Source organism: Serratia sp. PF-27, from assembly GCF_030053255.1.
GTDB lineage: Bacteria > Pseudomonadota > Gammaproteobacteria > Enterobacterales > Enterobacteriaceae > Serratia > Serratia bockelmannii.
On the sequence record NZ_JASGBT010000006.1, the window covers coordinates 180563 to 203177 of the forward strand.

The 22615-nt window shown below is 59.9% G+C and carries 23 protein-coding genes; 7 read left to right on the top strand and 16 right to left on the bottom strand.

From position 1 onward, the window contains the following. Positions 1–122: 122 nt before the first annotated feature. Positions 123–1583, top strand: coding sequence for a membrane-bound lytic murein transglycosylase MltF (gene mltF, locus QMZ29_RS02660; RefSeq protein ID WP_261426603.1), 1461 nt, complete (start codon positions 123–125; stop codon positions 1581–1583). On the opposite strand, the gene tadA is transcribed toward mltF, so the two are convergent. Then, positions 1584–2090, bottom strand: coding sequence for a tRNA adenosine(34) deaminase TadA (gene tadA / locus QMZ29_RS02665; protein WP_033644114.1), 507 nt, complete (start codon positions 2088–2090; stop codon positions 1584–1586). A 117-nt stretch (positions 2091–2207) separates the two neighbouring features. Here tadA and QMZ29_RS02670 point away from each other — a divergent pair, with 117 nt between their 5' ends. Next, positions 2208–3260, top strand: coding sequence for a DUF2157 domain-containing protein (locus QMZ29_RS02670; protein WP_261426605.1), 1053 nt, complete (start codon positions 2208–2210; stop codon positions 3258–3260). 45 nt (positions 3261–3305) lie between these two features. On the opposite strand, the gene yfhb is transcribed toward QMZ29_RS02670, so the two are convergent. From yfhb to murQ, 3 genes are read right to left on the bottom strand one after another with little or no spacing between them, the layout of a single operon-like run. Next, on the bottom strand, positions 3306–3962 hold the full coding sequence (gene yfhb / locus QMZ29_RS02675) for a phosphatidylglycerophosphatase C (RefSeq protein WP_043138142.1): 657 nt from the start codon (positions 3960–3962) through the stop codon (positions 3306–3308). 3 nt (positions 3963–3965) lie between these two features. After that, complete coding sequence (locus QMZ29_RS02680; protein WP_164067822.1) at positions 3966–5333, bottom strand: PTS transporter subunit EIIC; 1368 nt, start codon at positions 5331–5333, stop codon at positions 3966–3968. An 18-nt stretch (positions 5334–5351) separates the two neighbouring features. Continuing rightward, positions 5352–6245, bottom strand: coding sequence for an N-acetylmuramic acid 6-phosphate etherase (gene murQ, locus QMZ29_RS02685; RefSeq protein ID WP_197811327.1), 894 nt, complete (start codon positions 6243–6245; stop codon positions 5352–5354). Positions 6246–6412: 167 nt separating this feature from the next. Between murQ and QMZ29_RS02690 the strand changes: the two genes are divergently transcribed. From QMZ29_RS02690 to QMZ29_RS02700, 3 genes are all read left to right on the top strand, one after another. Next, a complete protein-coding gene (locus QMZ29_RS02690; protein ID WP_016929788.1) occupies positions 6413–7261 on the top strand; it encodes a MurR/RpiR family transcriptional regulator in 849 nt (282 codons plus the stop codon). 143 nt (positions 7262–7404) lie between these two features. Continuing rightward, a complete protein-coding gene (locus QMZ29_RS02695) occupies positions 7405–8949 on the top strand; it encodes a phosphoethanolamine transferase (RefSeq protein ID WP_261426615.1) in 1545 nt (514 codons plus the stop codon). 91 nt (positions 8950–9040) lie between these two features. Beyond that, a complete protein-coding gene (locus QMZ29_RS02700) occupies positions 9041–9301 on the top strand; it encodes a YfhL family 4Fe-4S dicluster ferredoxin (protein ID WP_025303942.1) in 261 nt (86 codons plus the stop codon). A 44-nt stretch (positions 9302–9345) separates the two neighbouring features. On the opposite strand, the gene acpS is transcribed toward QMZ29_RS02700, so the two are convergent. From acpS to lepA, 7 genes are all read right to left on the bottom strand, one after another. Beyond that, positions 9346–9726 (bottom strand): holo-ACP synthase, encoded by a 381-nt coding sequence (gene acpS / locus QMZ29_RS02705; protein ID WP_260953696.1) that lies wholly within the window; start codon positions 9724–9726, stop codon positions 9346–9348. Beyond that, complete coding sequence (gene pdxJ, locus QMZ29_RS02710) at positions 9726–10457, bottom strand: pyridoxine 5'-phosphate synthase (protein ID WP_025303943.1); 732 nt, start codon at positions 10455–10457, stop codon at positions 9726–9728. The genes acpS and pdxJ overlap by 1 nt, the downstream gene beginning before the upstream one ends. 71 nt (positions 10458–10528) lie before the next feature. Further along, positions 10529–11260, bottom strand: coding sequence for a DNA repair protein RecO (gene recO, locus QMZ29_RS02715; RefSeq protein WP_004929165.1), 732 nt, complete (start codon positions 11258–11260; stop codon positions 10529–10531). Between the two features lie 6 nt (positions 11261–11266). Next, positions 11267–12175, bottom strand: coding sequence for a GTPase Era (gene era, locus QMZ29_RS02720; protein ID WP_261426620.1), 909 nt, complete (start codon positions 12173–12175; stop codon positions 11267–11269). Then, on the bottom strand, positions 12172–12852 hold the full coding sequence (gene rnc, locus QMZ29_RS02725; RefSeq protein ID WP_004929158.1) for a ribonuclease III: 681 nt from the start codon (positions 12850–12852) through the stop codon (positions 12172–12174). Before rnc ends, era begins: the two co-directional genes overlap by 4 nt. 235 nt (positions 12853–13087) lie before the next feature. Further along, positions 13088–14065 (bottom strand): signal peptidase I, encoded by a 978-nt coding sequence (lepB, locus tag QMZ29_RS02730; protein ID WP_142591378.1) that lies wholly within the window; start codon positions 14063–14065, stop codon positions 13088–13090. Positions 14066–14097: 32 nt separating this feature from the next. Continuing rightward, a complete protein-coding gene (lepA, locus tag QMZ29_RS02735) occupies positions 14098–15897 on the bottom strand; it encodes a translation elongation factor 4 (RefSeq protein WP_173888356.1) in 1800 nt (599 codons plus the stop codon). Between the two features lie 519 nt (positions 15898–16416). On the opposite strand from lepA, the gene QMZ29_RS02740 reads away from it, so the two are divergent. Further along, positions 16417–17253, top strand: coding sequence for a hypothetical protein (locus QMZ29_RS02740; RefSeq protein ID WP_025303946.1), 837 nt, complete (start codon positions 16417–16419; stop codon positions 17251–17253). Here QMZ29_RS02740 and rseC read toward each other — a convergent pair. From rseC to rpoE, 4 genes are read right to left on the bottom strand one after another with little or no spacing between them, the layout of a single operon-like run. Continuing rightward, entirely contained in the window at positions 17250–17726 is a 477-nt protein-coding gene (gene rseC, locus QMZ29_RS02745; protein ID WP_261426623.1) for a SoxR-reducing system protein RseC, read from the bottom strand. The genes QMZ29_RS02740 and rseC overlap by 4 nt on opposite strands. Continuing rightward, positions 17726–18682, bottom strand: a complete 957-nt coding sequence (gene rseB, locus QMZ29_RS02750; RefSeq protein ID WP_025303948.1) for a sigma-E factor regulatory protein RseB — start codon at positions 18680–18682, stop codon at positions 17726–17728. Before rseB ends, rseC begins: the two co-directional genes overlap by 1 nt. Beyond that, a complete protein-coding gene (gene rseA, locus QMZ29_RS02755) occupies positions 18682–19335 on the bottom strand; it encodes an anti-sigma-E factor RseA (protein ID WP_016929795.1) in 654 nt (217 codons plus the stop codon). The genes rseB and rseA overlap by 1 nt, the downstream gene beginning before the upstream one ends. Before the next feature lie 30 nt (positions 19336–19365). Continuing rightward, a complete protein-coding gene (rpoE, locus tag QMZ29_RS02760) occupies positions 19366–19941 on the bottom strand; it encodes an RNA polymerase sigma factor RpoE (RefSeq protein ID WP_004929136.1) in 576 nt (191 codons plus the stop codon). 214 nt (positions 19942–20155) lie between these two features. Between rpoE and nadB the strand changes: the two genes are divergently transcribed. Continuing rightward, positions 20156–21757, top strand: a complete 1602-nt coding sequence (gene nadB / locus QMZ29_RS02765; RefSeq protein WP_025303949.1) for an L-aspartate oxidase — start codon at positions 20156–20158, stop codon at positions 21755–21757. A 38-nt stretch (positions 21758–21795) separates the two neighbouring features. Here nadB and trmN read toward each other — a convergent pair whose 3' ends face one another. Next, a complete protein-coding gene (trmN, locus tag QMZ29_RS02770; RefSeq protein WP_261426625.1) occupies positions 21796–22575 on the bottom strand; it encodes a tRNA(1)(Val) (adenine(37)-N(6))-methyltransferase TrmN in 780 nt (259 codons plus the stop codon). Positions 22576–22615 lie beyond the last annotated feature (40 nt).

Below are 22615 nucleotides of genomic sequence, written 5' to 3' on the forward strand. Positions count from 1 at the left end.
GTGTCAATAAAGTTGCACACTGGCGTTTTGTTGCGCAAAATGCCCCCCGCACTGGTGATTTAACCATGAGAAAAGTCGCGGTTGTCGTCGCCGGTGTACCTGTGCCACCACTGGATAACTATTTGAAACGTCTTAAAATAAACTACATCCTCATCGGCGTTGTCACCCTGCTTCTGGCTCTCGCGCTGTGGCCCAATATCACCTGGCGCAGCGGCCAGGGCGGGCAACTCCAGGAGATCATTTCCCGCGGCGAGTTGCGTATCAGCACGCTGAACTCCCCGCTGACCTATTTCAACACCAAGCAAGGGCCGGGTGGGCTCGACTACGAACTGGCCAAGCGCTTCGCCAACTACCTCGGGGTGAAGCTGGTGGTGATCCCCCATCAGAACATCAATGACCTGTTCGACGATCTGGACGACGACGACGCCGACCTGCTGGCGGCAGGCCTTATCTACAACCGGGAACGCCTGAGCCGCGCACGCACAGGCCCGGCCTACTACTCTGTTTCCCAACAGCTGGTGTACCGACTGGGCACCCCGCGGCCGAAAAGCTTCGCCGACATCAAAGGCAAGCTGGCGGTCGCCTCCGGTTCCGCGCACGTCAGCACGCTAAAACAGCTCAAGCAGGATAAATACCCGGATCTCACCTGGGAGTCCTCCAGCGATCTCACCTCCAAAGAGCTGCTGGAGCGGGTTGCCGACGGCAAGCTGGACTACACCCTCGGCGATTCGGTGACCATCGCGCTGCTGCAGCGCATCCATCCGCAGCTGGCGGTGGCGTTCGACGTCACCGACGAAGAGCCGGTAACCTGGTATCTCAAACGTGACGGCGACGACAGCCTGTACGCAGCGATGCTGGATTTCTACAGTCAAATGGTGGACGACGGCACCCTGGCGCGGCTAGAGGAGAAATACCTCGGCCACGTCGGCAGCTTCGACTATGTGGACACCAAAACCTTCCTGTCGGCCATCGACTCGGTGCTGCCCAACTTCCGCCCGCTGTTCGAGAAGCACGCCAACGAGATCGACTGGAAGCTGCTGGCGGCCATCGCCTATCAGGAATCGCACTGGAATCCGCAGGCCACCTCCCCCACCGGCGTGCGCGGCCTGATGATGCTGACCCGCGCCACCGCCGACGGCCTGGGGGTCAACGACCGCCTCGATCCGGAAGAGAGCATTCAGGGCGGCGCGCTCTACCTGCAGCGACTGATGGCCAAGGTGCCGGACAGCGTGCCGGAAGACGAACGCATCTGGTTCTCGCTGGCGGCCTACAACATGGGCTGGGGCCATATGCTGGACGCACGCAAGCTGACCAAAACGCAAAAAGGCAATCCGGACAGCTGGGTCGACGTCAAACAGCGCCTGCCGATGCTCAGCCAAAAGCGCTACTACCCGCAGCTGACCTACGGCTATGCGCGCGGGCGTGAAGCCTACAACTATGTAGAGAACATCCGCCGCTACCAGGTCAGCCTGGTGGGTTATCTGCAGGAAAAAGAGAGAAAGGCGGCGCAAGCGGCCGCCGAGCAGGAAGCGTTGGGGAAAGGCTATCCGACGGTGATGCCGGAACTGGCGCTCAACTACTGATTATTCCGGCTTATCCGCCGCCCGCTGCGCCAGCTTGAGCGCTTTTTTCTGTTCGCGGCGCAGGCGGAAGAAATTGCTCAGGGTGGCGGCGCATTCGTCCGCCAGCACGCCCGAGACGATCTCCACCTGATGGTTCATGCCCGGATGGCGCAAAATGTCCACCAGCGAACCGGCCGCGCCGGTTTTCTCGTCGGCGGCGCCATACACCAACCGGCGGATACGGCTGTGCACCATCGCACCGGCGCACATCACGCAGGGCTCCAGCGTGACGTACAGCGTGGCGTTCAACAAGCGGTAGTTTTGCAGCACCGCGCCGCCCTGGCGCAGCGCCATGATCTCGGCGTGCGCGGTTGGATCGTGTCGACCGATCGGGCGGTTCCAGCCCTCGCCGATGACCTGATTGTCCAGCACCAGTAGCGCACCCACCGGCACCTCGCCCTCTTCCTGCGCGCGCAGGGCCAGCTGCAATGCCTGACGCATCCAGTACTCATCGTTATATTCAGTCATCGCATAATTCCTCGTGCGCTTTTGCGGCGGGCATTATACACACTAGCCTCCCTTTGTCGTAGCCGCCCGCCAATGGCTATACTGGCCGAATCAGCGTGTGATTCAGGGACAAGAAACATGAAACTCAGTAAAAAGAACGCCACCGTGGTGCGCAAGGCGCTGGACGGCTGGGTTGGGGAAGGCGCCTTGACACCCGAGCAACGGCAGCAGTTGCTGCTGCATGTGGACGTACAACCTTTCGACTGGCGACGGCTGGCGCGCTATGCGTTTCTCGCCGCGCTGGCCTCGTTGCTGATCGCCGTCACCAGCCTGTTCGCCGACAGCGCACTGCTTGAATGGCTGAGCGAACTGTTCCGCTTCGACGCGCCGGTGCGCATGGCGATCGCCGGCGCACTGGCGGCGCTGGCCTACGTCTGGGCGCTGCGCCGCCGCCAACGGCACCCGGAAAAACGCTACGGCAATGAGGCGGCGCTGTTTGTCGCCGTGTTGCTCACCGCCTGCGCCTTATGGCAGTTGGGGGTCTGGCTGGATAACGGCAGCGGCCGGGTTTCCGTACTGCTGCTGGTCGCCGCGCTGCTGTACGGCGCGATCGGCTGGTTCAGCCGCTCCGGGCTGGTGTGGTGGTTCGCCCTGCTGTCGCTCGGCAATGCCTTCGGCGCCGAAACCGGCTACCTGTCCGGCTGGGGCGCCTACTGGCTCGGCATGAGCTACCCGATTCGCTTTATCGCCTTCGGCGCGGTGCTGATCGCCGCCGCATTGCTGCTGCGGCCGCTGTTGGCGCAGCGCGGCCTGCAGCGGGTGTCGCTGGCGATGGGCCTGCTGTACCTGTTCATCGCGCTGTGGCTGCTATCCATCTTTGGCAACTACGGCGATCTCGACAGCTGGTACCGCGCGCGCCAGATTGAGCTGTTCCACTGGAGCCTGCTGTTCGGGCTGGCCGCCCTCGCCGCCATCTGGCTGGGGTTGAAGCATGACGACGCCATGCTGCGCGGTTTCGGGCTGACATTCCTCGGCATCAACCTCTATACCCGCCTGTTCGAGTTTTTCTGGGACAGCATGCCGAAGGCGATTTTCTTCGCGCTGCTCGGCCTGAGCCTGTGGGCGTTGGGGCATTATGCGGAGAAGATTTGGCAACTGGGGCGCAAACCGCACGACGTAACCGACGACTGATCGCGGTAGCGATAACAGCAAAGGGCGGAATTCTCCGCCCTTTGTTTATTCCAGCTGCTGCAGCTCGCCCTGCTTGCTTACCCGCCAGCGGTGTTCGCAAAAAAACAGCAGCGGGTTATCCTGCTTGCTGTCGCTGTAACCGCTGTACAGCTTCAGCGGCGCACCGAGCCGTTGCTCCAACTGCACCACTTTTTGTACGCCCAGACAGCGCAAGGTCAGCACCCAGCCGCCATAGCGGCGCGCGATGCGGCTGCCGACCAATCGCACCCGCGGCAGAAACGCCGAATCCCGATAGACCTGCGCCACCAGTTGCTCCGGCGAGCCGGTAATCAGCCACACCTCGGCATCGTGCTCATCCAAATACTGCCGCAAGCGCATTTGCACCACCGGAAACGCGGTCACCTTCTGGCGGAAAACCTCGATAAACTGCCGCTCCAACGCCTTCAGCGTCGCTTCGGAGCGCCCGAAGGTGATCGCCCACAGCAACAGGCTCATCGGCCAGCGCGCGGCGCGCCCCAGCAGCAACAGCGCCAGGCCAATCAATGGCAACAGCGGTATCACCAGCAGCAGATTCAGCGGTAAACGGCGCAGCAGGAAGCGCAAGAAACTGCCGAACATATCCTCCTGATGCAGAGTGCCGTCCAGATCGAAAAAGACCACGCGGCGCCCTTCTGCGGCCGATGGTTGCTGCTTGTCGCTCAAACGCTACTCCTCGGGATCGTTGAACCCCATCATCCAGGTGAAGAGAAAACCGGCGATAATCGTAATCAGCATCCCCGCCAGATACAACATCACCTTACCTGAGACGATGGTCAACGCCAAAGGCAGCCCCGAAATGCCGAAGGTGATGACCGTCGCCACCTTCCAGTAGCTGATCAGCGCGCCGCCGACCGCACCGCCGAGGCAGGCGCCGATAAACGGCCGGCCCAGCGGCAGCGTCACCCCGAAGATCAGCGGCTCGCCGATGCCGAGAATGCCGACCGGCAACGCCCCTTTGATCACCTTCTTCAGCCGCGCATTGCGGGTTTTCAACAGCACCGCCAGCGCCGCCCCCACCTGACCGACGCCGGCCATCGCCAGGATCGGCAGCAGCGGGTTGGAACCGTGCGCCTGCACCAGCTCGACGTGGATCGGCACCAGCCCCTGATGCAGGCCGGAGAGCACCAGCGGCAGGAACAGCCCCGAGAGCAGCGCCCCGACAAGCAGCCCGCCCTTGTCGATCGCCAGATTGGCGCCGTGGGCGATGGCATCGGAAATAACCCCCCCGACCGGCTGCAGGATCAGGATCGCCAACGAGGCGGTGACCAGCGTGGTCAGCAGTGGGTTAAGGATCAGTTCGACCGACTCCGGCAACAGCGTGCGCAGGCGTTTCTCCACCCAGCACATCAACGCCACCACCAGCAGCACGGCGATCACCCCGCCGCGCCCCGGCTGCAGCGCCTCGCCGAACAACGTGATCTGCGCCAGCGCAGGGCTGGAGAGGATCCCGGCCATCACGCCGCCCATCGCCTGTGAGCCGCCGAACACCCGCGCGGCGTTCACCCCAACCAGAATGTTCATGATGGCGAATACCGCGCTGCCGAATATCGCCAGCAGCCCCAGCACGTTCGGGTAGTCCACGGCCAACTGACCGGCGATGTCGGGCCGTTTCAGCAGGTTGATGATGCCGGTGATCAGCCCCGAGGCGATAAACGCCGGGATCAGCGGAATAAAAACGTCGGCCAGCTTTTTCAGCGCGCCACTCATCGGCGCAGCGTATTTTTGCTTAGCCTGCGCCTTGGTGCGGGCGGCGTCACCGACGGCGGCAGCGGGCTGTGCATTGCCGCTCAACAGCCCGCGCATGGCGTCCACCACCTTGGCGGCGGCGCCCGGGCCGACGATAAACTGATGCTGCTCACCCTGTTTGATATAGCCCTTCACGCCGGGCAACTGCTTGAGGGCGGCCAGATCCAGACGCTGCTCGTCGCTGACCTCGATGCGCACCCGCGTCATGCAGTTCTCCAGTTTGAGGATATTGCCCTCGCCCCCCACGCCCGCCAAGATCTGTGTCGCCAATGCCGTTGTCTTGTCCATCGCCACCCCCACCGTCAATTAACGCACCAACGCCGCGCGCAGGTAGCCGTCGTGCCGCTGCAGCCGCTGCTGCGCCTCTTCGGCGCTGACGCCGGCCAAGATCATCAGGATCGCCGGTTTAACCTCAAAACCGGTCTGCGCCAGCGCCGCCTCCGCCTGAGCGCGTTCTGCACCGGTGGCCTCCACCACGATGCGGCAAGCGCGATCCACCAGTTTGACGTTGGTGGCCTTCACGTCCACCATCAGGTTCTGGTAGACCTTGCCCAGTTTGACCATCGCGCCGGTCGACAGCATGTTGAGCACCAGTTTCTGCGCGGTGCCGGATTTCAGGCGCGTCGAACCGGTCAGCGCCTCTGGCCCCACCACCGGCGAAATCGCCACCTGCGCTTCGTGCGCAATCGGCGAATCCGGGTTGCAGGAGATGGCCGCCGTCGGGCAGCCCAGCCCGCGTGCATAGCGCAGTGCGCCAATCACATAAGGCGTGCGCCCGGAGGCCGCCAACCCCACCACCATATCGACGGCGGTGAGGTTCAGCGCCCGGAGATCGGCTTCGCCCAGGGCCTCGTCGTCTTCCGCCCCCTCCACCGCTTTGAGCAGCGCGCCCGGTCCGCCGGCGATCAGCCCCACCACCACGCCGTGCGGCACGCCGAAGGTCGGCGGGCACTCGGAGGCATCCAATACGCCCAGGCGGCCGCTGGTGCCGGCGCCCAAATAAATCAGCCGGCCGCCGGCCTTCAGCGCCGCCGCGGTCAAATCGACCGCCTGCGCAATCGCCGGCAGCACTTTTTCAATCGCCTCCGGCACCTTGCGGTCTTCCTGGTTAAAGCAGCGGACCATGTCCAACGTCGACATCTCATCCAGCCCCATAGTGGCCGGGTTGCGGGTTTCCGATACCAGTGCGCCTAAGTTCATCTGTTCACCTTTGAATTTTTAATTCACAAAATTAAATCAATATTTGAATATTTTATTCAACAAAGCGAGCGCTATTTGCTATTTTAACGACGAGCTCACAAAAATTTTCACCGCGCGTTTTCGCCCTCTGCATGGCAAAATGGCCGCTGGTTTCCAGGGAAAGAACAATGAGTACCCTTCTGCGCATTCGCCAGATGTATCCGACACTGGCGCAAAACGACCGCAAGCTGGCGGACTTTCTGCTGAATAACGCCGAGCAGGCGCGCCATCTCAGCTCGCAAAAGCTGGCCCAGTTGGCCGGCATCAGCCAGTCGAGCGTGGTCAAGTTCGCCCAAAAACTGGGCTATAAAGGTTTCCCGGCGCTGAAGCTGGCGCTGAGCGAAACGCTGGCCCAGCCGCAGGCCGAACCGGTAGTGACCGTCCACAACCACATCCTCAGCAGCGACACGCTGAAAACCGTCGGTGAAAAGCTATTGGCGGAAAAGCAGGCGGCGCTGCGCGCGACGCTGGACATCAACAGCGAAGAACGGCTGCATCAGGCGCTGGACATGCTGCGCCAGGCGCGCCGGGTGATGCTGATCGGCATCGGCGCCTCCGGGCTGGTGGCCAAGGATTTTTCCTTCAAGCTGCTGAAAATCGGCGTGATGGCGGTGGCCGAAGCGGACATGCACGTCCAGCTGGCGGCGGTGCAGGCGCTGGACAAACGCGATCTGCTGCTGGCTATCTCCTTCAGCGGCGAACGGCGTGAAATCAATCTGGCAGCGGAAGAGGCGCGCCAGGCCGGCGCCAGGGTGTTGGCGCTGACCAGCTTCTCGCCCAATGGTCTGCAGCAGCGCGCGGACCACTGTCTCTATACCATCGCCGAAGAGCCCCATACCCGCAGCGCGGCCATCTCCTCCAGCACCGCCCAGTTCGCCCTCACCGACCTGCTGTTTATGGCATTGATCCAGCACGATCTCGATCATGCCCGCGATCGCATCAAGCACAGCGAACAGTTAATGAAAAAGTTGGTTTGACGCGTATAATGGCGGCCGATAAAACGCCGCCAGTTCAATTATTTCCCTTCTCTGCATTCGAAAAATAATGTGCGGGCGGTGACCTGCTCAATTATTGATCAATAATTGGGCGTGCATGGACAGCATTATTTAACGATACCATTATGAATACACACACTGTTATTTTAGATAAGTTGCGGCATTCCGTGACGCATCCGATTCTGCGTACCTTTTTACTCTATGTCATTACTGCATTGATTCTAATCAAGGCGATGGGATACAGCGGTGGAAAAGGTATTGATATTCTTTTTATTGCGCTTACTTTGCTATTATTATCTATTCATTCGCTTACCCGATACGGCCTGATTATTCCGTTTATTCTGCTGTGCGCGCTGTATGCGCCGGTCGGGGCCATTTACGGTACCCCTTCCGCTGCCGTGATGTCCGCCCTGTTACAAACCAACCTCATAGAAGCGAGGGAGTTTTTGCAGACCCTGCCGGCCAGTTGTTATCTGCTGCCCGCCGCCATTCTGGTTATGCTGGCCATTCTCGGCCTATTTATTTGGCGGCAAGCCATTTCAAAAAAAACTATACTTCCCTTGCTAGCCCTGCTGATGGTTATCATTATCGCCAGAGCCTTCAATGGCGGTGTGGCGAATCTTAAATTGCCTGACTTCTTTTTATCCCTCTACTCGGCTTACCATCAATACCAACAGCAGGTTGATGAATTAACTGCCGGTGCTACAACACCAGATACTTGGTCAATAACCGCAGGCGCACCGACGAATGAAAACTATGTCATTATCGTCGGCGAAAGTATGCGCAAGGATCATATGTCCTTATTTGATTATCCGGTGTCCACTACGCCGTTTCTGGATAATGCCAATGGACGATTTTACAGCAATTATATTTCCACTGCGCCAAATACGTTCGAATCGCTTCCTCGCACGCTGGCTTTGAGCAACGGCCACAACATTGCCATCGGAGATAATATCATCACCCTGGCAAAAGCCGCCGGTCTCAAAACCCACTGGCTGTCCAATCAGGGCATGTTCGGACAATTCGATACGCCGGTATCAAAAATCGCCATGTTCAGCGATAGCCATTATTTCCTGAAGAAAGGCGACTTCCAATCGCGCAATACCGATGACGATGCGCTGCTGCCGATATTTGACCCATTATTGCGTCGCCAGGGACAAGGCAATCTGTATGTGCTGCATCTGATGGGCTCGCACGCCGACTTTTGCGAGCGGCTTAACGGCGAACCGCCGAGCGTCGAGTCGCCGAATAAGGAACTGGCCTGCTATCTCTCTACCTACCGCAAGACCGACCGTTTTATCGAGCAGGTTTATCACAGCCTGAAACAGAGTGGCACACCGTTTAAACTGTTCTATTTCTCCGATCACGGCCTTTCCCACAAGGATATCGGCGGTGGGCGTTCTTTACGCCACAGCGGCGATACCCGGCAGAATTACCAGGTGCCGTTGCTGGTGCTGAGCGATCACGACCAACAGCACCAGATCATTGATGATCCCTTAAGCGCGTTCGATTTTATCGGGTTGTTTGCCCAAGAGGCGGGAATACGGATTGCCCATCCCGAAGTGATGCCTACGATACGTATCGCAGATGCAGATAAACGCTGGGTGTTTGACGGGCAGAGAATGGTTGATTTCGATCAGTTGGCTGACGATCCGCCTGAGTTACCCTAAGCGGTAAGATGACGAAAAAGTGCCCGTTGCGCGGCGATTCTATGATAGATTGCGCGCCAGCCCGAGCACACCGATGGAAAGATAACTGACAATGGCACTGCTGATTACCAAGAAATGCATCAACTGCGACATGTGCGAGCCGGAATGCCCGAACCAGGCAATTTCGATGGGCGATGAAATTTATCAGATAGATACCGACCGCTGCACCGAGTGCGTCGGCCATTACGATACGCCGACCTGTCAGCAGGTCTGCCCGATCGACAACACCATCATTACCGATCCGCAGCACCGCGAGAGCAACGAACAGCTGTGGGACAAGTTCGTGGTGTTGCACCACGCCGATCGCATTTAATCGCCGCAGGACTGACAAGGGCGCCATAGGCGCCCTTTCTCTTTTCAGCTTTCGACGATCACCGTCGCGCAGGCATAACGCCGTTCGTCGGCCAGCGAAACGTGGATCGCGGTGACCCCCATCTCCCCCGCCAGCTCGGCGGCGCGGCCGTGCAAACGAATATTCGGCTTGCCCAGCGCATCGTTGAACACTTCGAACTGATTGAACGCCAGGCCGTTGCGAATGCCGGTGCCGAACGCCTTGGCGGCGGCCTCTTTCACGGCGAAACGTTTGGCCAGAAAGCGAATCGGCTGCTGGTGCTGCTGATACAGCGCCCACTCGGCGTCGCTCAGCACCCGGTGCGCCAGACGATCGCCGCTGCGCTCCACCACAGCTTCGATACGCGCCATCTCGACGATGTCGGTACCCAGCCCGAGCACCGCCATTACCGGCGCGCTTCCCGCATCAGCACTTTCATGTCGGCAACCGCGGCCGGCAGCCCGCTCATCACCGCCTGGCCGATAATCGCATGGCCGATGTTCAGCTCGTGCATTTCCGGCAGCGCGGCGATCGGCTGCACGTTGTGATAGGTCAGGCCGTGGCCGGCGTTGACCTTCAGCCCCTTCTCGGCCGCGTAGGCGGCGGCGACCGCGATGCGGCGCAGCTCGGCCTGTACCGCCAGCTCGCCCTGCGCTTCGGCGTAGGCACCGGTGTGGATTTCGATATACGGGGCGCCCACCGCCACCGCCGCGTCGATTTGGCGATGATCGGGATCGATGAACAGCGAGACCAAAATGCCCGCCTGCGCCAGGCGCTCAACCGCCACGCTCATTTTGTCCAGCTGGCCGGCGACGTCCAGGCCGCCTTCGGTGGTCACTTCTTCGCGTTTTTCCGGCACCAGGCAGCAGAAATGCGGCTTCAGCTCAATGGCGATATCCAGCATCTCGTCGGTCACCGCCATCTCCAGATTCATGCGCGTCTGGATGGTCTGGCGCAGCAAGCGCACGTCGCGGTCGGTGATGTGGCGGCGGTCTTCGCGCAGATGCACGGTAATGCCGTCGGCCCCCGCCTGTTCGGCAATGAATGCCGCCTGAACCGGATCCGGGTATTGGGTTCCGCGCGCGTTACGTAACGTGGCGATGTGATCGATATTGACGCCCAGCAGCAAATCAGCCATGACAACCTCTAAATACGATTTTCAGTGTCAGCAGTTTACACGCGGGCGCAGGGCGGCAAAAGGGGAAAAGGTCAGGCGTCGTCGACCGGCGTATTCGGCTGTTTGCGCACAAACTGACGGAACAGTTCGCGGCTCTTCAACGGCTTGCCGCCGAGGTAGGGTTTCAGCGCCATGCGGGTGAAACGCTTGGCGGCGCGCAGCGTCTCGGCATCGGGAAACTGACGCTCCGCCAACGCGCGCAGTTCGCGCCCGGTGAAGCTGTAGTGATCCACCACCAGGCTGGCGATAAAGCCCTTCTCTTCGCGGTAGCGGTAGGTCATGGCATCATCCACCGGCAGGCCGCTGCCGGCGCAGTGCAGGAAATCGAGGCCGTAACCCAGGTGGTGCAACAGGGCCAGCTCGAACTGACGCAGCGCCTGTTCCGGCGAACTGTCTTCCGCCGCCAGCGCCTGCAGGCATTGCAGGTAGTCGAAGAACAGCACCGAGTAGTTGGTTTCCTGCTCCAGCACGCGCGCCAGCAGCTCGTTCACATACAGGCCGCTGTAGAGCATCATGCCGCTGAGGGGTAAACCAAGGGAGACCGCTTCGGCGTTGCGCAGCGTTTTCACTTCGCCACGCCCGCCCCAGCGCACTAACAGGGGGGTAAAGGGCTGCAGGCAACCCTTCAGATTGGAGCGGCGGCTGCGCGCGCCTTTCGCCAGCAAGCGCACCCGCCCATGACCTTCGGTAAACAGATCCAGCATCAGACTGGTTTCACTGTACGGCCGCCCATGCAGGACGAAAGCGCGCTCCCAGCCGTCCACGGGTCGTTACTTCAGATCGTCAACATAGCCCAGGCTGCGCAGCGCACGTTCGTCGTCCGCCCAACCGGATTTCACTTTCACCCACAGCTCCAGATGCACTTTGGCGTCGAACATCTTTTCCATGTCCTGGCGCGCTTCGATGCCGATGGTTTTGATCTTGGCGCCTTTATTGCCGATGACCATTTTCTTCTGGCCTTCGCGCTCGACCAGGATCAGGCCGTGCACATCGTAACCGCCGCGATCGTTGGCCACGAATTGTTCGATTTCTACCGTCACCGAATAGGGCAGCTCTTCGCCCAGGAAACGCATCAGCTTCTCACGGATGATCTCGGACGCCATAAAGCGCTGGGAGCGATCGGTGATGTAGTCTTCCGGGAAGTGGTGTTCCGCTTCCGGCAGCAGCTTGCGCACGATGCCGGCGATGGTGTCGACGTTCATCCCTTTCTCGGCGGAGATAGGCACCACGTCGAGGAAATTCATCTGCTGGCTGAGGAACGCGATGTGCGGCAACAGCTTGGATTTGTCAGTGACGTTATCGACCTTGTTGATCGCCAGCAATACCGGGCAGCGCAGGCTGCGCAGCTTGTTGACCACCATTTCGTCGTCGGCGGTCCAGTTGGTGCCTTCGACCACGAAAATCACCAGTTCGACGTCGCCGATCGAGCTGCTGGCCGCGCGGTTCATCAAACGGTTGATGGCGCGTTTTTCTTCGATGTGCAGCCCAGGGGTATCGACGTAGATCGCCTGATAGACGCCATCGGTGTCGATGCCCATGATGCGGTGACGGGTCGTCTGCGGCTTACGCGACGTAATGGAAACCTTCTGCCCCAGCAGTTGGTTCAGCAACGTCGATTTGCCCACGTTCGGGCGGCCGACGATGGCGATAAAACCGCAGTGTTGTTTTACTTCACTCATTCAAGCTCCAGCTTTTTCAGCGCTTGTTCCGCTGCCGCCTGCTCGGCTTTACGGCGGCTTGAGCCGGTGCCCACCACGGGCTCGCTCAAACCACTCACCTGGCAGTGGATGGTAAACTCTTGGTCGTGCGCTTCACCGCGAACCTGCACCACCAAATAAGAAGGCAACGGCAGATGACGCCCCTGCAAAAATTCCTGCAAACGGGTTTTCGGGTCTTTCTGCTTATCACCGGGGCTGATTTCGTCCAACCGGCTGCGATACCAGTCCAAAATCAGGCGCTCGACGGTCTGGATGTCGCTGTCCAGGAACACGCCGCCGATCAATGCCTCCACCGTATCCGCCAGGATTGACTCGCGGCGGAACCCACCACTTTTCAATTCGCCCGGCCCAAGCCGCAGACATTCGCCCAGGTCAAACTCGCGTGCCATCTCCGCCAGCGTATTGCCGCGCACCAGCGTGGCGCGCATGCGGCTCATGTCGCCCTCGTCTACGCGAGGAAAGCGATGATAGAGCGCATTGGCGATGACAAAGCTCAGAATCGAGTCACCCAGAAACTCAAGACGTTCATTGTGTTTACTGCTGGCGCTGCGGTGAGTCAAAGCCTGCAGTAAAAGCTCCTGCTGTTGAAAAGTGTAGCCCAGCTTCCGCTGCAGCCTGTTTATTACGATGGGGTTCATGAGTTACCAATAGATCAAGAATGCGTCAAAAACTTGCAGCATACGGAACAGGCCTGCTTCGCCGAAAGCCGATCCAAAGCTGTTTCGTTTGCAGTGGCTCCCAGCAGGGGCCAACTTTTTATCGCTCGAGAAAGTATTCTACAACGAGTGGAAACATAATGCTGTGTTTATATCCCCTTAATCTTTCACGCCGCAGTAGGCTGCGGCGTGAAATTAACAGGGAATCAGTCAGCGATTAATGAATACCGCCGATCCGGCTGAAACGCACGCCGGTAGGCCACTCACCTTCCTGTTTTTCAAAGCTCATCCAGATGGCCGTGGCTTTACCCACCAGATTCTTCTCCGGCACAAAGCCCCAGTAACGGCTGTCCGCGCTGTTATCGCGGTTGTCGCCCATCATGAAGTAATGCCCGGCCGGCACCACCCACTCCGCCAGCGGTTTACCCGGCTGTTGGTAGTAAGCGCCCACCCGATCCTGCGCGTCCGGCACGGTCAGGATGCGATGCGTGACGTTGCCGAGGCTTTCCTGGCGCTCACGCATGCGAATGCCGCCCGACGGCACGTTATCGGTCAGCGGGATCTGATAGAAGCCGTTGCTGGCCTCGCCCATGCCGCTGCGGCTGAACAGCTGCACGAAGTCGCTCGGCTGCGCATCGGCGTAGGTCACGGCCAGCGCGGTATCGCAGGACTGCCCGCTGTTGCAGGACGGCTGCACCGTGACGCGCTTATTCACCGGATCGTAAGTAATACGGTCGCCCGGCAGGCCAATCACGCGCTTGATATAATCCAGCTTCGGATCCAGCGGATATTTAAATACCGCAATATCGCCACGCTTCGGATGGCCGGTTTCAATGAGCGTAGTCTGGGTAATCGGATCTTTAATGCCGTAGGCATATTTCTCCACCAGAATGAAATCGCCAATCAACAGCGTCGGCATCATTGATCCGGACGGAATCTGGAACGGTTCGTAAATAAACGAGCGCACCACAAAGACCAGCAGCAACACCGGGAAGACCGATGCCCCGGTCTCTACCCAGCCTGGCTGCTTCGCCACTTTCGCCAGCGTTTTATCGTCTACTGCGCCCGCGGTCTGCTCGTTGACCGCCGCAATCTTCGCGCGGCGGGCCGGCGCCCATTTAAAGCGCTCGAAGCACCAGATGATCCCAGTGACCAGGGTGGCCAACGCCAGGATCAGGGCAAACATATTCGCCATGCAAACTCCCTCGTTTCGCGAACTCGTCGCGGTTACTTGCCGTCTTTACCGACGTGCAGAATGGCCAGGAACGCTTCCTGCGGCAGCTCGACGTTGCCGACCTGCTTCATGCGCTTCTTACCGTCTTTCTGTTTCTGCAGCAGCTTTTTCTTACGGCTGACGTCACCGCCGTAGCATTTCGCCAGCACGTTTTTACGCAGCTGCTTCACGGTGGAGCGCGCGATGATGTGCGTGCCGATCGCCGCCTGAATCGCAATGTCGAACTGCTGACGCGGGATCAAATCTTTCATCTTCTCCACCAGTTCACGGCCGCGATACTGCGAGTTGTCGCGGTGGGTGATCAGCGCCAGCGCATCCACGCGCTCGTTGTTGATCAGCACGTCCACGCGCACCATGTCGGAGGCCTGGAAACGCTTGAAGTTGTAATCCAGCGACGCATAACCGCGCGACGTGGACTTCAGGCGGTCGAAGAAGTCGAGCACCACTTCCGCCATCGGGATTTCATAGGTCAACGCCACCTGGTTGCCGTGGTAAACCATGTTGGTCTGCACACCGCGTTTCTCAACGCACAGGGTGATAACGTTGCCCAGGTATTCCTGCGGCATCAGCATGTGACATTCGGCGATCGGCTCGCGCAGTTCCTGGATGTTGTTCAGCGGCGGCAGCTTGGACGGGCTGTCGACGTAGATCACTTCTTTGCCGGTGGTTTCCACTTCGTAGACTACCGTCGGCGCGGTGGTGATCAGATCCAGATCGTATTCACGCTCCAGACGTTCCTGAATGATCTCCATGTGCAGCAGACCGAGGAAGCCGCAGCGGAAGCCGAAGCCCAACGCGGTGGAGCTTTCCGGCTCGTAGAACAGGGACGCGTCGTTAAGGCTCAGCTTGCCCAGCGCATCACGGAAAGATTCATAGTCGTCGGAGCTGATTGGGAACAGACCGGCGTACACCTGCGGCTTCACTTTCTTGAAGCCCGGCAGCGCTTTATCCGCCGGCTGACGCGCCTGCGTCAGGGTATCGCCCACCGGCGCGCCGAGGATGTCTTTGATCGCACAGACCAGCCAGCCCACTTCGCCGCAGTTCAGCACGTCGCGATCGACCTGCTTCGGCGTGAAGATACCCAAACGATCGGCGTTATACACCTGGCCGGTGCTCATGACCTTGATCTTGTCGCCCTTGCGCAGCGTGCCGTTCTTGACGCGCACCAGAGACACGACGCCCAGGTAGTTATCGAACCAGGAGTCGATGATCAACGCCTGCAGCGGCGCATCCGGATCGCCCTGCGGCGCAGGAATGTCGCGCACCAGACGCTCCAGTACCTCAGGCACACCGACGCCGGTTTTGGCCGAGCAGCGCACCGCATCGGTAGCGTCGATGCCGACGATGTCTTCAATTTCCTGCGCGGCGCGATCCGGATCGGCGGCCGGCAGGTCGATTTTGTTCAACACCGGCACCACTTCCAGATCCATTTCGATCGCGGTGTAGCAGTTGGCCAGCGTCTGGGCTTCTACGCCCTGACCGGCGTCCACCACCAGCAGCGCGCCTTCGCAGGCCGCCAGCGAGCGGGAGACTTCATAGGAGAAGTCAACGTGGCCAGGGGTGTCGATAAAGTTAAGCTGATAGGTCTGCCCATCCAGCGCTTTATAATCCAGCGTTACGCTCTGCGCCTTGATGGTGATGCCGCGCTCGCGCTCCAGATCCATGGAATCGAGCACCTGCGCAGCCATTTCACGGTCGGACAAGCCACCGCAGATTTGGATAATGCGGTCAGACAGCGTCGACTTACCGTGGTCAATATGGGCAATAATGGAGAAATTTCGTATATGCTTCATTATAAAAGTTTTTCTGCCTTGGTATTTCTGAATTACTCGCCTATAGAAACCCGCATGGACCTAAAGCGACAGTGAATGGGTGAGGCCGTCTTGCACCTGAATCGCTGCATTCTACATGCCACACCACTGAAAACCTAGCGATCGGTGCAGTGAAGGCATTCTATTATGCGCCGCTAAATGTTACAGGTCGCCCCGGCGGGTGAAAACAGATGTTAACGCGGACGATACAGCCTGAACCCGAGGCTTGCCGGTGCTCCGTGGCCATCAAACTCCGGTGCTAATACATAACCGGCCGCAGCGCAATAAACCCCTTCTGAAATTATCGAAAAAGAATATTTGGATCAACCTCTTAGAATTCGATTTTGCCCCACATCCTTTAGGAAAAACCCCATATACGCCACCACCGTCCCTCGGATAGAAAGGGCGTGAACTCCGCGACAAAACATTATTCCGGGCACTACATCGGCAGCCCACCGGGGTTCACCAGCATATCTGCGTACGTTGATTGGAAGGTGCATTATGATCGATAAAGGGCAAATGCTGAGCCGGCACGATTTTTCGAAGGTCAACTGGGGCATTCTGGCAGCGGCGGCGCTGCTGTTTAGCGTGGGGGCGGCGCTGTTGGTGCTGCCGCTGCTGAGCAGCATTGACGAGAGCGAGGTCATCACGCTGTTGCAGGCCGGCGCGGGCACGATTTTACTCGGCTGTACGCTGCTGGCGCTGCGGCATTATCTGCGTCCGACGCTGACCTATCGCCTGTACGAGCACGGCGTGCGGGTCTTTGACGACCACCATCACAAAGAGCGTTTCATCCCGTTTGAGAAGATCGGTGATATCTATCGCTTTCGCGGCGGCAAGGCTTTTGGCGGGCTGTTTGACGTCACGGCGTTTCGCACCGGCGCAGATCAGCCCTGGTGCACGGTTTTCAGCAATATCGCCCATTCGTGGCGGTTGGCGGACGTGATCGTCGACCAACAGCTGCAACAGCGCGGGCCGCTGGCGTTGAATGCGCTCTATCAAGGGGAGACGGTGTCGTTTCACACCGTTGAGGGCGACGCGCGCTGGCTGTGGCAGCTGCTGCTCGGCAAGCGGCAAGGCACGCCGACCGAAACGCTGCGGCTGAGCGCCACCTTGCTGACGACTGAACGGGGAAACGTGCCGATCGAGCAGATCCGCACCTTGGAAAACCATCCGCAGCGCGGCATCCGCTTGCTCGACGGCCAGGGAAATCTGCTGTTCGCGATTAACTACGATTCGCTGCTCAGCGCCGATCTGTTCATCGCGCTGTTGGAGCATATGATCCACAACCGCATCACCGCCTATCACAACCCGGCGATGACGCGACCGTCGGTTTAAATCAGCGGGGAGTTTTCCGCCTGCATGCGTATCGCGGTAGGCGGCAACCCAATCTGCAGCACCACCGGCTGGTAATCGGCCTGCTCACCCAGACGTCGAGCCAAGCGGCGAGCCAGCATAAAGGCCGCCCCGCCGCCCAGTACGGCGCCGACTGCCGCCGAGGCGTCGCTGCCGAAACAATATTGCAGCAACGTGCCGCCCAACATCATGCCCAGCAGCGGCGTCAGGTAAACCAGCATGGCGGAGCGCAGCAGGCTGCCTTCCGCGATGCCGACCTCGACGCGCTGCCCCGGTTCGAGCGGCTGCTCGATATGCACCTGCAGCTGATGCTCGGTTTCCGGCACCAGCTCGTTCAGCGCACGCGCGCCACAGCCGGAGCGCGCGGTGCAGCTGCCGCAGCCGGCCTTGGGTTCACAGCGCAGCAGCGCTACGCCCTGTTGCCACGAAACCACCGTGGCCCACTCTTTCATCATTACGGCGATACCTTGAAAGAAATGCTGTCGGCGATGCGCTTGGCCGTCGCCGGCGGCAATTCGCCCACAATCGTGATTTCGTTGCCCGCGCGCACTTCGGTCTGAATGGTGCGGCGCCCCTGACGGTAGTACTGCTGCCCGGCTCCGCTGCCCGCTGGGCTGACGTTGACCGAGAAGCTGAACAGGCCGTCGCTGTAGAGCCGGGATTCAACCGGCACGGCGACATTCGGCAATTTGCGGCGATTGCGCGCCACCTCGTCCACGCCGGCCGGCAACCAGCCGGTGCTCCAGCTCAGCTGGACGTTTTCCACCGCCGGCAGCGACAGCAGCGGCGGCAGGTTGGCTTTGAGCAGCCCCTGCATCGCGCCCTGTACGTCGGCGCCGACCGCGAAGGAGATCACCCGATATTGCTCCAGCGTTTCGCCGTCGCGATCGAGCAAATCCACCCGCAGCGGCAGCTTGGTGTCTTCGTCCATCCAGACGATGTAACTGTAGCGGGAACCGTCGCGCGCCACTACGCGCAGCACTTCACACGGCCGATCGGCGATGCGGGTGCTGCCCACGGAGATGAAGTCGTAATACTTGGCCAGACGAGTGAAATCGGCATAGACGATCGCCGGCAGCGCATCGACGATGTGATCGCCGGTGAGCGTGAACGGTTCCAGACCGGGTTCGAAGTAGCTGATCCCGCCGCCGCGCTGCAACACTTCGCGACGCGGGCCATCCATATGCAGCAGTTGGCCGAGCGGCACGTTGCCGATCACCGCATGGCGATAGCGCAACGACTCGATTCCCTGCTTGCTGATGCTGATGTAGGCGAGCTCGTAATTGAGAGAACGGCTGGCGCTGCTCATCTGTTGCAATAACGCCCCGGACGCAGTTGGCTGCGCCGGGGCGATGCTGGAATAGAGCAGGCTGCCCGTCAATAAACAAACGGAGAACCAGATTTGCTTCATTACTGCTGTTGCATTCCTAAAGACTGAGTTCCGGGAACCTGAATGGCAGCCTGTTGTGGGTTGCCTTGCTCAAGCTGCAGCTGATCCGAATGCAGGCGACGTTGCAGCTCATAGTCCTGCAGCATGGCGTTGATACGCTTACGCTGTTCCTGCACCTGCTGCTGTTGACCGCTGCCGGTAGAGAAACTGTCGGCAGGCACGCCCAGGCTGACCGGCGAGGCCTGGCCCATGATCGGCAGCGTAGTGAAGGCCGGCGATTCGGACGCGTTCGATGGCGCAGAAGGCTGGTTGTACTGCTGCACGCCGACGATCACCGCCAGAGACACGCAGGCCGCCATACCGATTTGCGTAATCTGGCTCGCCCAAGGACGCACTTTGTCCCAGAACGGCATTTTCTGCCAGGTGTGAGGCTGCGGCTGAGATTCCTGAACGGCGGAAGGTACCAGCCGGGCGGGTTCTTTCTCAAGTGCAGCGGCTACGCGATCGGCGATGTCGAGATGCATCACTTGTCCGACATCACCTCGCAGTGTGTCACGTATCAGGTGATAGCTCTGCCAGCTTTGTTGAAGCGTTCGATCTTGCGACAGAGAACTCAACAGCTCGCTGTCGAACGATTCACCATCCATCAGAGCGGAAAGCTTTTCTTTCTGCATGCCTAAGTACCCTTCCTGTGCCCGCCATTGCTAACGCTGGATCAGCGGTTGAACTTTATTATCGATAGCTTCCCGGGCGCGGAAAATACGCGAACGTACGGTTCCGACCGGGCAATCCATGATGGCGGCTATCTCTTCGTAGCTTAGACCATCCAACTCCCGCAAGGTAATCGCCATGCGAAGATCCTCAGGGAGAGACTCAATGGTACGGAAAACTATCTGTCTCAGCTCTTCTGACAACATTAAGTTCTCAGGGTTCGAAATTTCTTTCAGTGCGCCCGCACTTTCGTAATTTTCCGCATCGTTGGCGTCCACATCACTGGATGGCGGACGGCGCCCCTGAGCAACCAGATAATTCTTTGCCGTGTTCACGGCGATTCGATACAACCAGGTATAAAAAGCGCTGTCGCCACGGAACGATTCCAGTGCGCGATAGGCCTTGATAAACGACTCCTGCACCACATCGGGCACATCGCCCTGCGGCACATAGCGGGAAACGAGACTCGCCACCTTATGCTGATAGCGCACTACCAGTAGGTTAAACGACTTCTGATCGCCCTTTTGGACCCGCTCGACCAGAACTTGATCCGTTAACTGCTCGCTCATCCGAGGTAAACTCTCCCCAAATCCGTCTCCACGCGTAAAATTGTACTGCCAGCCATACATTATTTTCCTGAGCAAGCACTCGCTTGGAGTTCATATAGAACACGAAGTTCCATATCGCCATTGTTTTTTCTGTTGATGTCACCCTATCCGTGGCTTTTGCCCGGACAGTTAGGCTAACATGAAATTCACTCTTCTTCTGCACACATCATACGTTATGCAACCATCATCTGAACATGTTAGCGATGTCCTGATCGTCGGCAGCGGCGCTGCGGGCCTGTCACTGGCGCTGCGCCTGGCGCAGCATTGTAAGGTTACCGTTCTCAGCAAGGGGCCGCTCAGCGAGGGGGCCACCTTTTACGCCCAGGGCGGGATCGCCGCGGTGTTCGATGAGACGGACAGCATTGCCTCACACGTTGATGACACTTTGATTGCCGGCGCCGGCCTGTGCGACAAAGAGGCCGTCGAATTCATCGCCGGCAACGCGCGCCACTGCGTGCAGTGGCTGATCGATCAGGGCGTGCTGTTCGACACCGAGATCAACGCGCAGGGCGAGGCGCATTATCACCTCACGCGCGAAGGCGGCCACAGCCATCGCCGCATCCTGCACGCCGCGGACGCGACCGGTAAGGAAGTAGAGACCACGCTGGTGGGGAAAGCAAGCGCTCACCCCAATATTTGCGTGATGGAGCGCCGCAACGCGGTTGACCTTATCACCTCGAATAAAATCGGCCTGCCGGGCACCCGCCGAGTCGTGGGCGCTTACGTCTGGAACCGCGAGCTGGAGCAGGTGGAAACCTACCGCGCCAAAACGGTGGTGTTGGCGACCGGCGGCGCGGCCAAGGTGTACCAATACACCACCAACCCCGATATCTCCTCCGGCGACGGCATCGCCATGGCCTGGCGCGCCGGCTGCCGGGTCGCCAACCTGGAGTTCAACCAGTTCCACCCAACCTGCCTGTTCCACCCGCAGGCGCGCAACTTCCTGCTGACCGAAGCGCTGCGCGGCGAAGGGGCTTACCTGAAGCGCCCGGACGGCAGCCGCTTTATGCCGGATGTCGACCCACGCGGCGAACTGGCCCCGCGCGATATCGTCGCCCGCGCCATCGACCATGAAATGAAGCGCCTGGGCGCCGACTGCATGTACCTGGACATCAGCCACAAGCCGGCGGAGTTCATCACCCAGCACTTCCCAATGATCCACGAAAAGCTGCTGACGCTGGGCTTCGATCTGACTCGGCAACCGATCCCCATCGTCCCGGCGGCGCACTACACCTGCGGCGGCGTGATGGTCGATCAGCACGGCCGCACCGATCTCGACGGGCTGTACGCCATCGGCGAAGTCAGCTACACCGGCCTACACGGCGCCAACCGCATGGCATCGAACTCGCTGTTGGAATGCCTAGTTTACGGTTGGTCGGCGGCGGAAGACATTCTGCAGCGCCTGCCGTTCATCCAGCAGGCCAAACAGGTGCCGCACTGGGATGAAAGCCGGGTGGACGATGCGGACGAACGGGTGGTGATTCAGCACAACTGGCACGAGCTGCGGCTGTTCATGTGGGATTACGTCGGCATCGTGCGCACCACCAAGCGACTGGAGCGCGCCCTGCGCCGCATCAACACGCTGCAGGCGGAAATCGACGAGTACTACGCGCACTTCCGCATCTCCAACAACCTGCTGGAGCTGCGCAATCTGGTGCAGGTGGCCGAGCTTATCGTGCGCAGCGCCATGGCGCGCAAAGAGAGCCGCGGCCTGCACTACACGCTGGATTACCCGGATTTGCTGCCGGAAGCGCTGCCGACCATTTTGCAGCCTTAAACTCTGCGACAGGGCGCCTTATCGGCGCCCTTTTCTTTTCAGTAGAACAGGTAGAAGTCGGTGATCAATCGGCGGAAATCGTCGGTGTAGCTGCCATCGGCCTGTTTGATCGCCAGCGCCTGCGCCTGCAGCGGCGTTTCCCGCCGTGTCAGCGCCAGCAGCACCCGGTGCAGCGGCGTATCGGCCCGGTCGCTGACGTTCACTTTCACTGCCGTATGCCAGCCGCTTTGCAGCGCCAGGCGTTCGAATTCGGCGCCAACGTCGTGCGGCAGCACCACGCAGAACGTCCCCTGTTCCGCCAGCAGCTGCGCCGCGCAGACCAACAGCGCGCCGTGCGTCAGGGTTTCGGTGTAGCGCGCGTTGTGGCGCGCCTGGTCGCGGCAGGCCACCGCCGGCTCGAAATACGGCGGATTACTGACGATCAGATCATACTCAGCGGCATGCCGCTGCGCATAATGATGAATATCCTGCGCATGCACGCGGATGCGCTGTGGCCACGGCGATTCCGCCGCATTTTCGCGCGCCTGGCCGGCGGCGGCTTCATCCAGTTCCACCGCGTCGATGGTCACTTCGTCGCCGCTGCGCTGCGCCAGCATCAACGCGATCAGCCCGCTGCCGCAGCCGATGTCCAGCACCCGGCGCGCCTGCCCCAGCGGTGCCCAGGCGCCGAGCAGCACCCCGTCGGTGCCCACTTTCATGGCGCAACGATCGTGGGCGACAAAGAATTGTTTAAAGGTAAAACCCCCGCGGCGCGGGGTAAAATCGGCTTTCGATCGCTTGCTCACACTCACCACCTGGCTATAAAACTGGCGTAGCATAAGGCAATCTGATCGGCGGGAAAAGAGCGGCTTTCCGCTT

What these genes read in the sequence shown, in the direction of transcription:
- QMZ29_RS02695 (WP_261426615.1), top strand. Translation starts at nt 7,405, where the DNA reads ATGAATACACACACTGTTATTTTAGATAAGTTGCGGCATTCCGTGACG.
- rnc (WP_004929158.1), bottom strand. Translation starts at nt 12,852, where the DNA reads ATGAACCCCATCGTAATAAACAGGCTGCAGCGGAAGCTGGGCTACACT.
- QMZ29_RS02740 (WP_025303946.1), top strand. Translation starts at nt 16,417, where the DNA reads ATGATCGATAAAGGGCAAATGCTGAGCCGGCACGATTTTTCGAAGGTC.
- murQ (WP_197811327.1), bottom strand. Translation starts at nt 6,245, where the DNA reads ATGAACTTAGGCGCACTGGTATCGGAAACCCGCAACCCGGCCACTATG.
- era (WP_261426620.1), bottom strand. Translation starts at nt 12,175, where the DNA reads ATGAGTGAAGTAAAACAACACTGCGGTTTTATCGCCATCGTCGGCCGC.
- rseB (WP_025303948.1), bottom strand. Translation starts at nt 18,682, where the DNA reads ATGAAGCAAATCTGGTTCTCCGTTTGTTTATTGACGGGCAGCCTGCTC.
- QMZ29_RS02700 (WP_025303942.1), top strand. Translation starts at nt 9,041, where the DNA reads ATGGCACTGCTGATTACCAAGAAATGCATCAACTGCGACATGTGCGAG.
- rpoE (WP_004929136.1), bottom strand. Translation starts at nt 19,941, where the DNA reads ATGAGCGAGCAGTTAACGGATCAAGTTCTGGTCGAGCGGGTCCAAAAG.
- pdxJ (WP_025303943.1), bottom strand. Translation starts at nt 10,457, where the DNA reads ATGGCTGATTTGCTGCTGGGCGTCAATATCGATCACATCGCCACGTTA.
- rseC (WP_261426623.1), bottom strand. Translation starts at nt 17,726, where the DNA reads ATGATGAAAGAGTGGGCCACGGTGGTTTCGTGGCAACAGGGCGTAGCG.
- rseA (WP_016929795.1), bottom strand. Translation starts at nt 19,335, where the DNA reads ATGCAGAAAGAAAAGCTTTCCGCTCTGATGGATGGTGAATCGTTCGAC.
- QMZ29_RS02680 (WP_164067822.1), bottom strand. Translation starts at nt 5,333, where the DNA reads ATGGACAAGACAACGGCATTGGCGACACAGATCTTGGCGGGCGTGGGG.
- trmN (WP_261426625.1), bottom strand. Translation starts at nt 22,575, where the DNA reads ATGCTACGCCAGTTTTATAGCCAGGTGGTGAGTGTGAGCAAGCGATCG.
- tadA (WP_033644114.1), bottom strand. Translation starts at nt 2,090, where the DNA reads ATGACTGAATATAACGATGAGTACTGGATGCGTCAGGCATTGCAGCTG.
- nadB (WP_025303949.1), top strand. Translation starts at nt 20,156, where the DNA reads ATGCAACCATCATCTGAACATGTTAGCGATGTCCTGATCGTCGGCAGC.
- QMZ29_RS02690 (WP_016929788.1), top strand. Translation starts at nt 6,413, where the DNA reads ATGAGTACCCTTCTGCGCATTCGCCAGATGTATCCGACACTGGCGCAA.
- acpS (WP_260953696.1), bottom strand. Translation starts at nt 9,726, where the DNA reads ATGGCGGTGCTCGGGCTGGGTACCGACATCGTCGAGATGGCGCGTATC.
- lepA (WP_173888356.1), bottom strand. Translation starts at nt 15,897, where the DNA reads ATGAAGCATATACGAAATTTCTCCATTATTGCCCATATTGACCACGGT.
- lepB (WP_142591378.1), bottom strand. Translation starts at nt 14,065, where the DNA reads ATGGCGAATATGTTTGCCCTGATCCTGGCGTTGGCCACCCTGGTCACT.
- QMZ29_RS02670 (WP_261426605.1), top strand. Translation starts at nt 2,208, where the DNA reads ATGAAACTCAGTAAAAAGAACGCCACCGTGGTGCGCAAGGCGCTGGAC.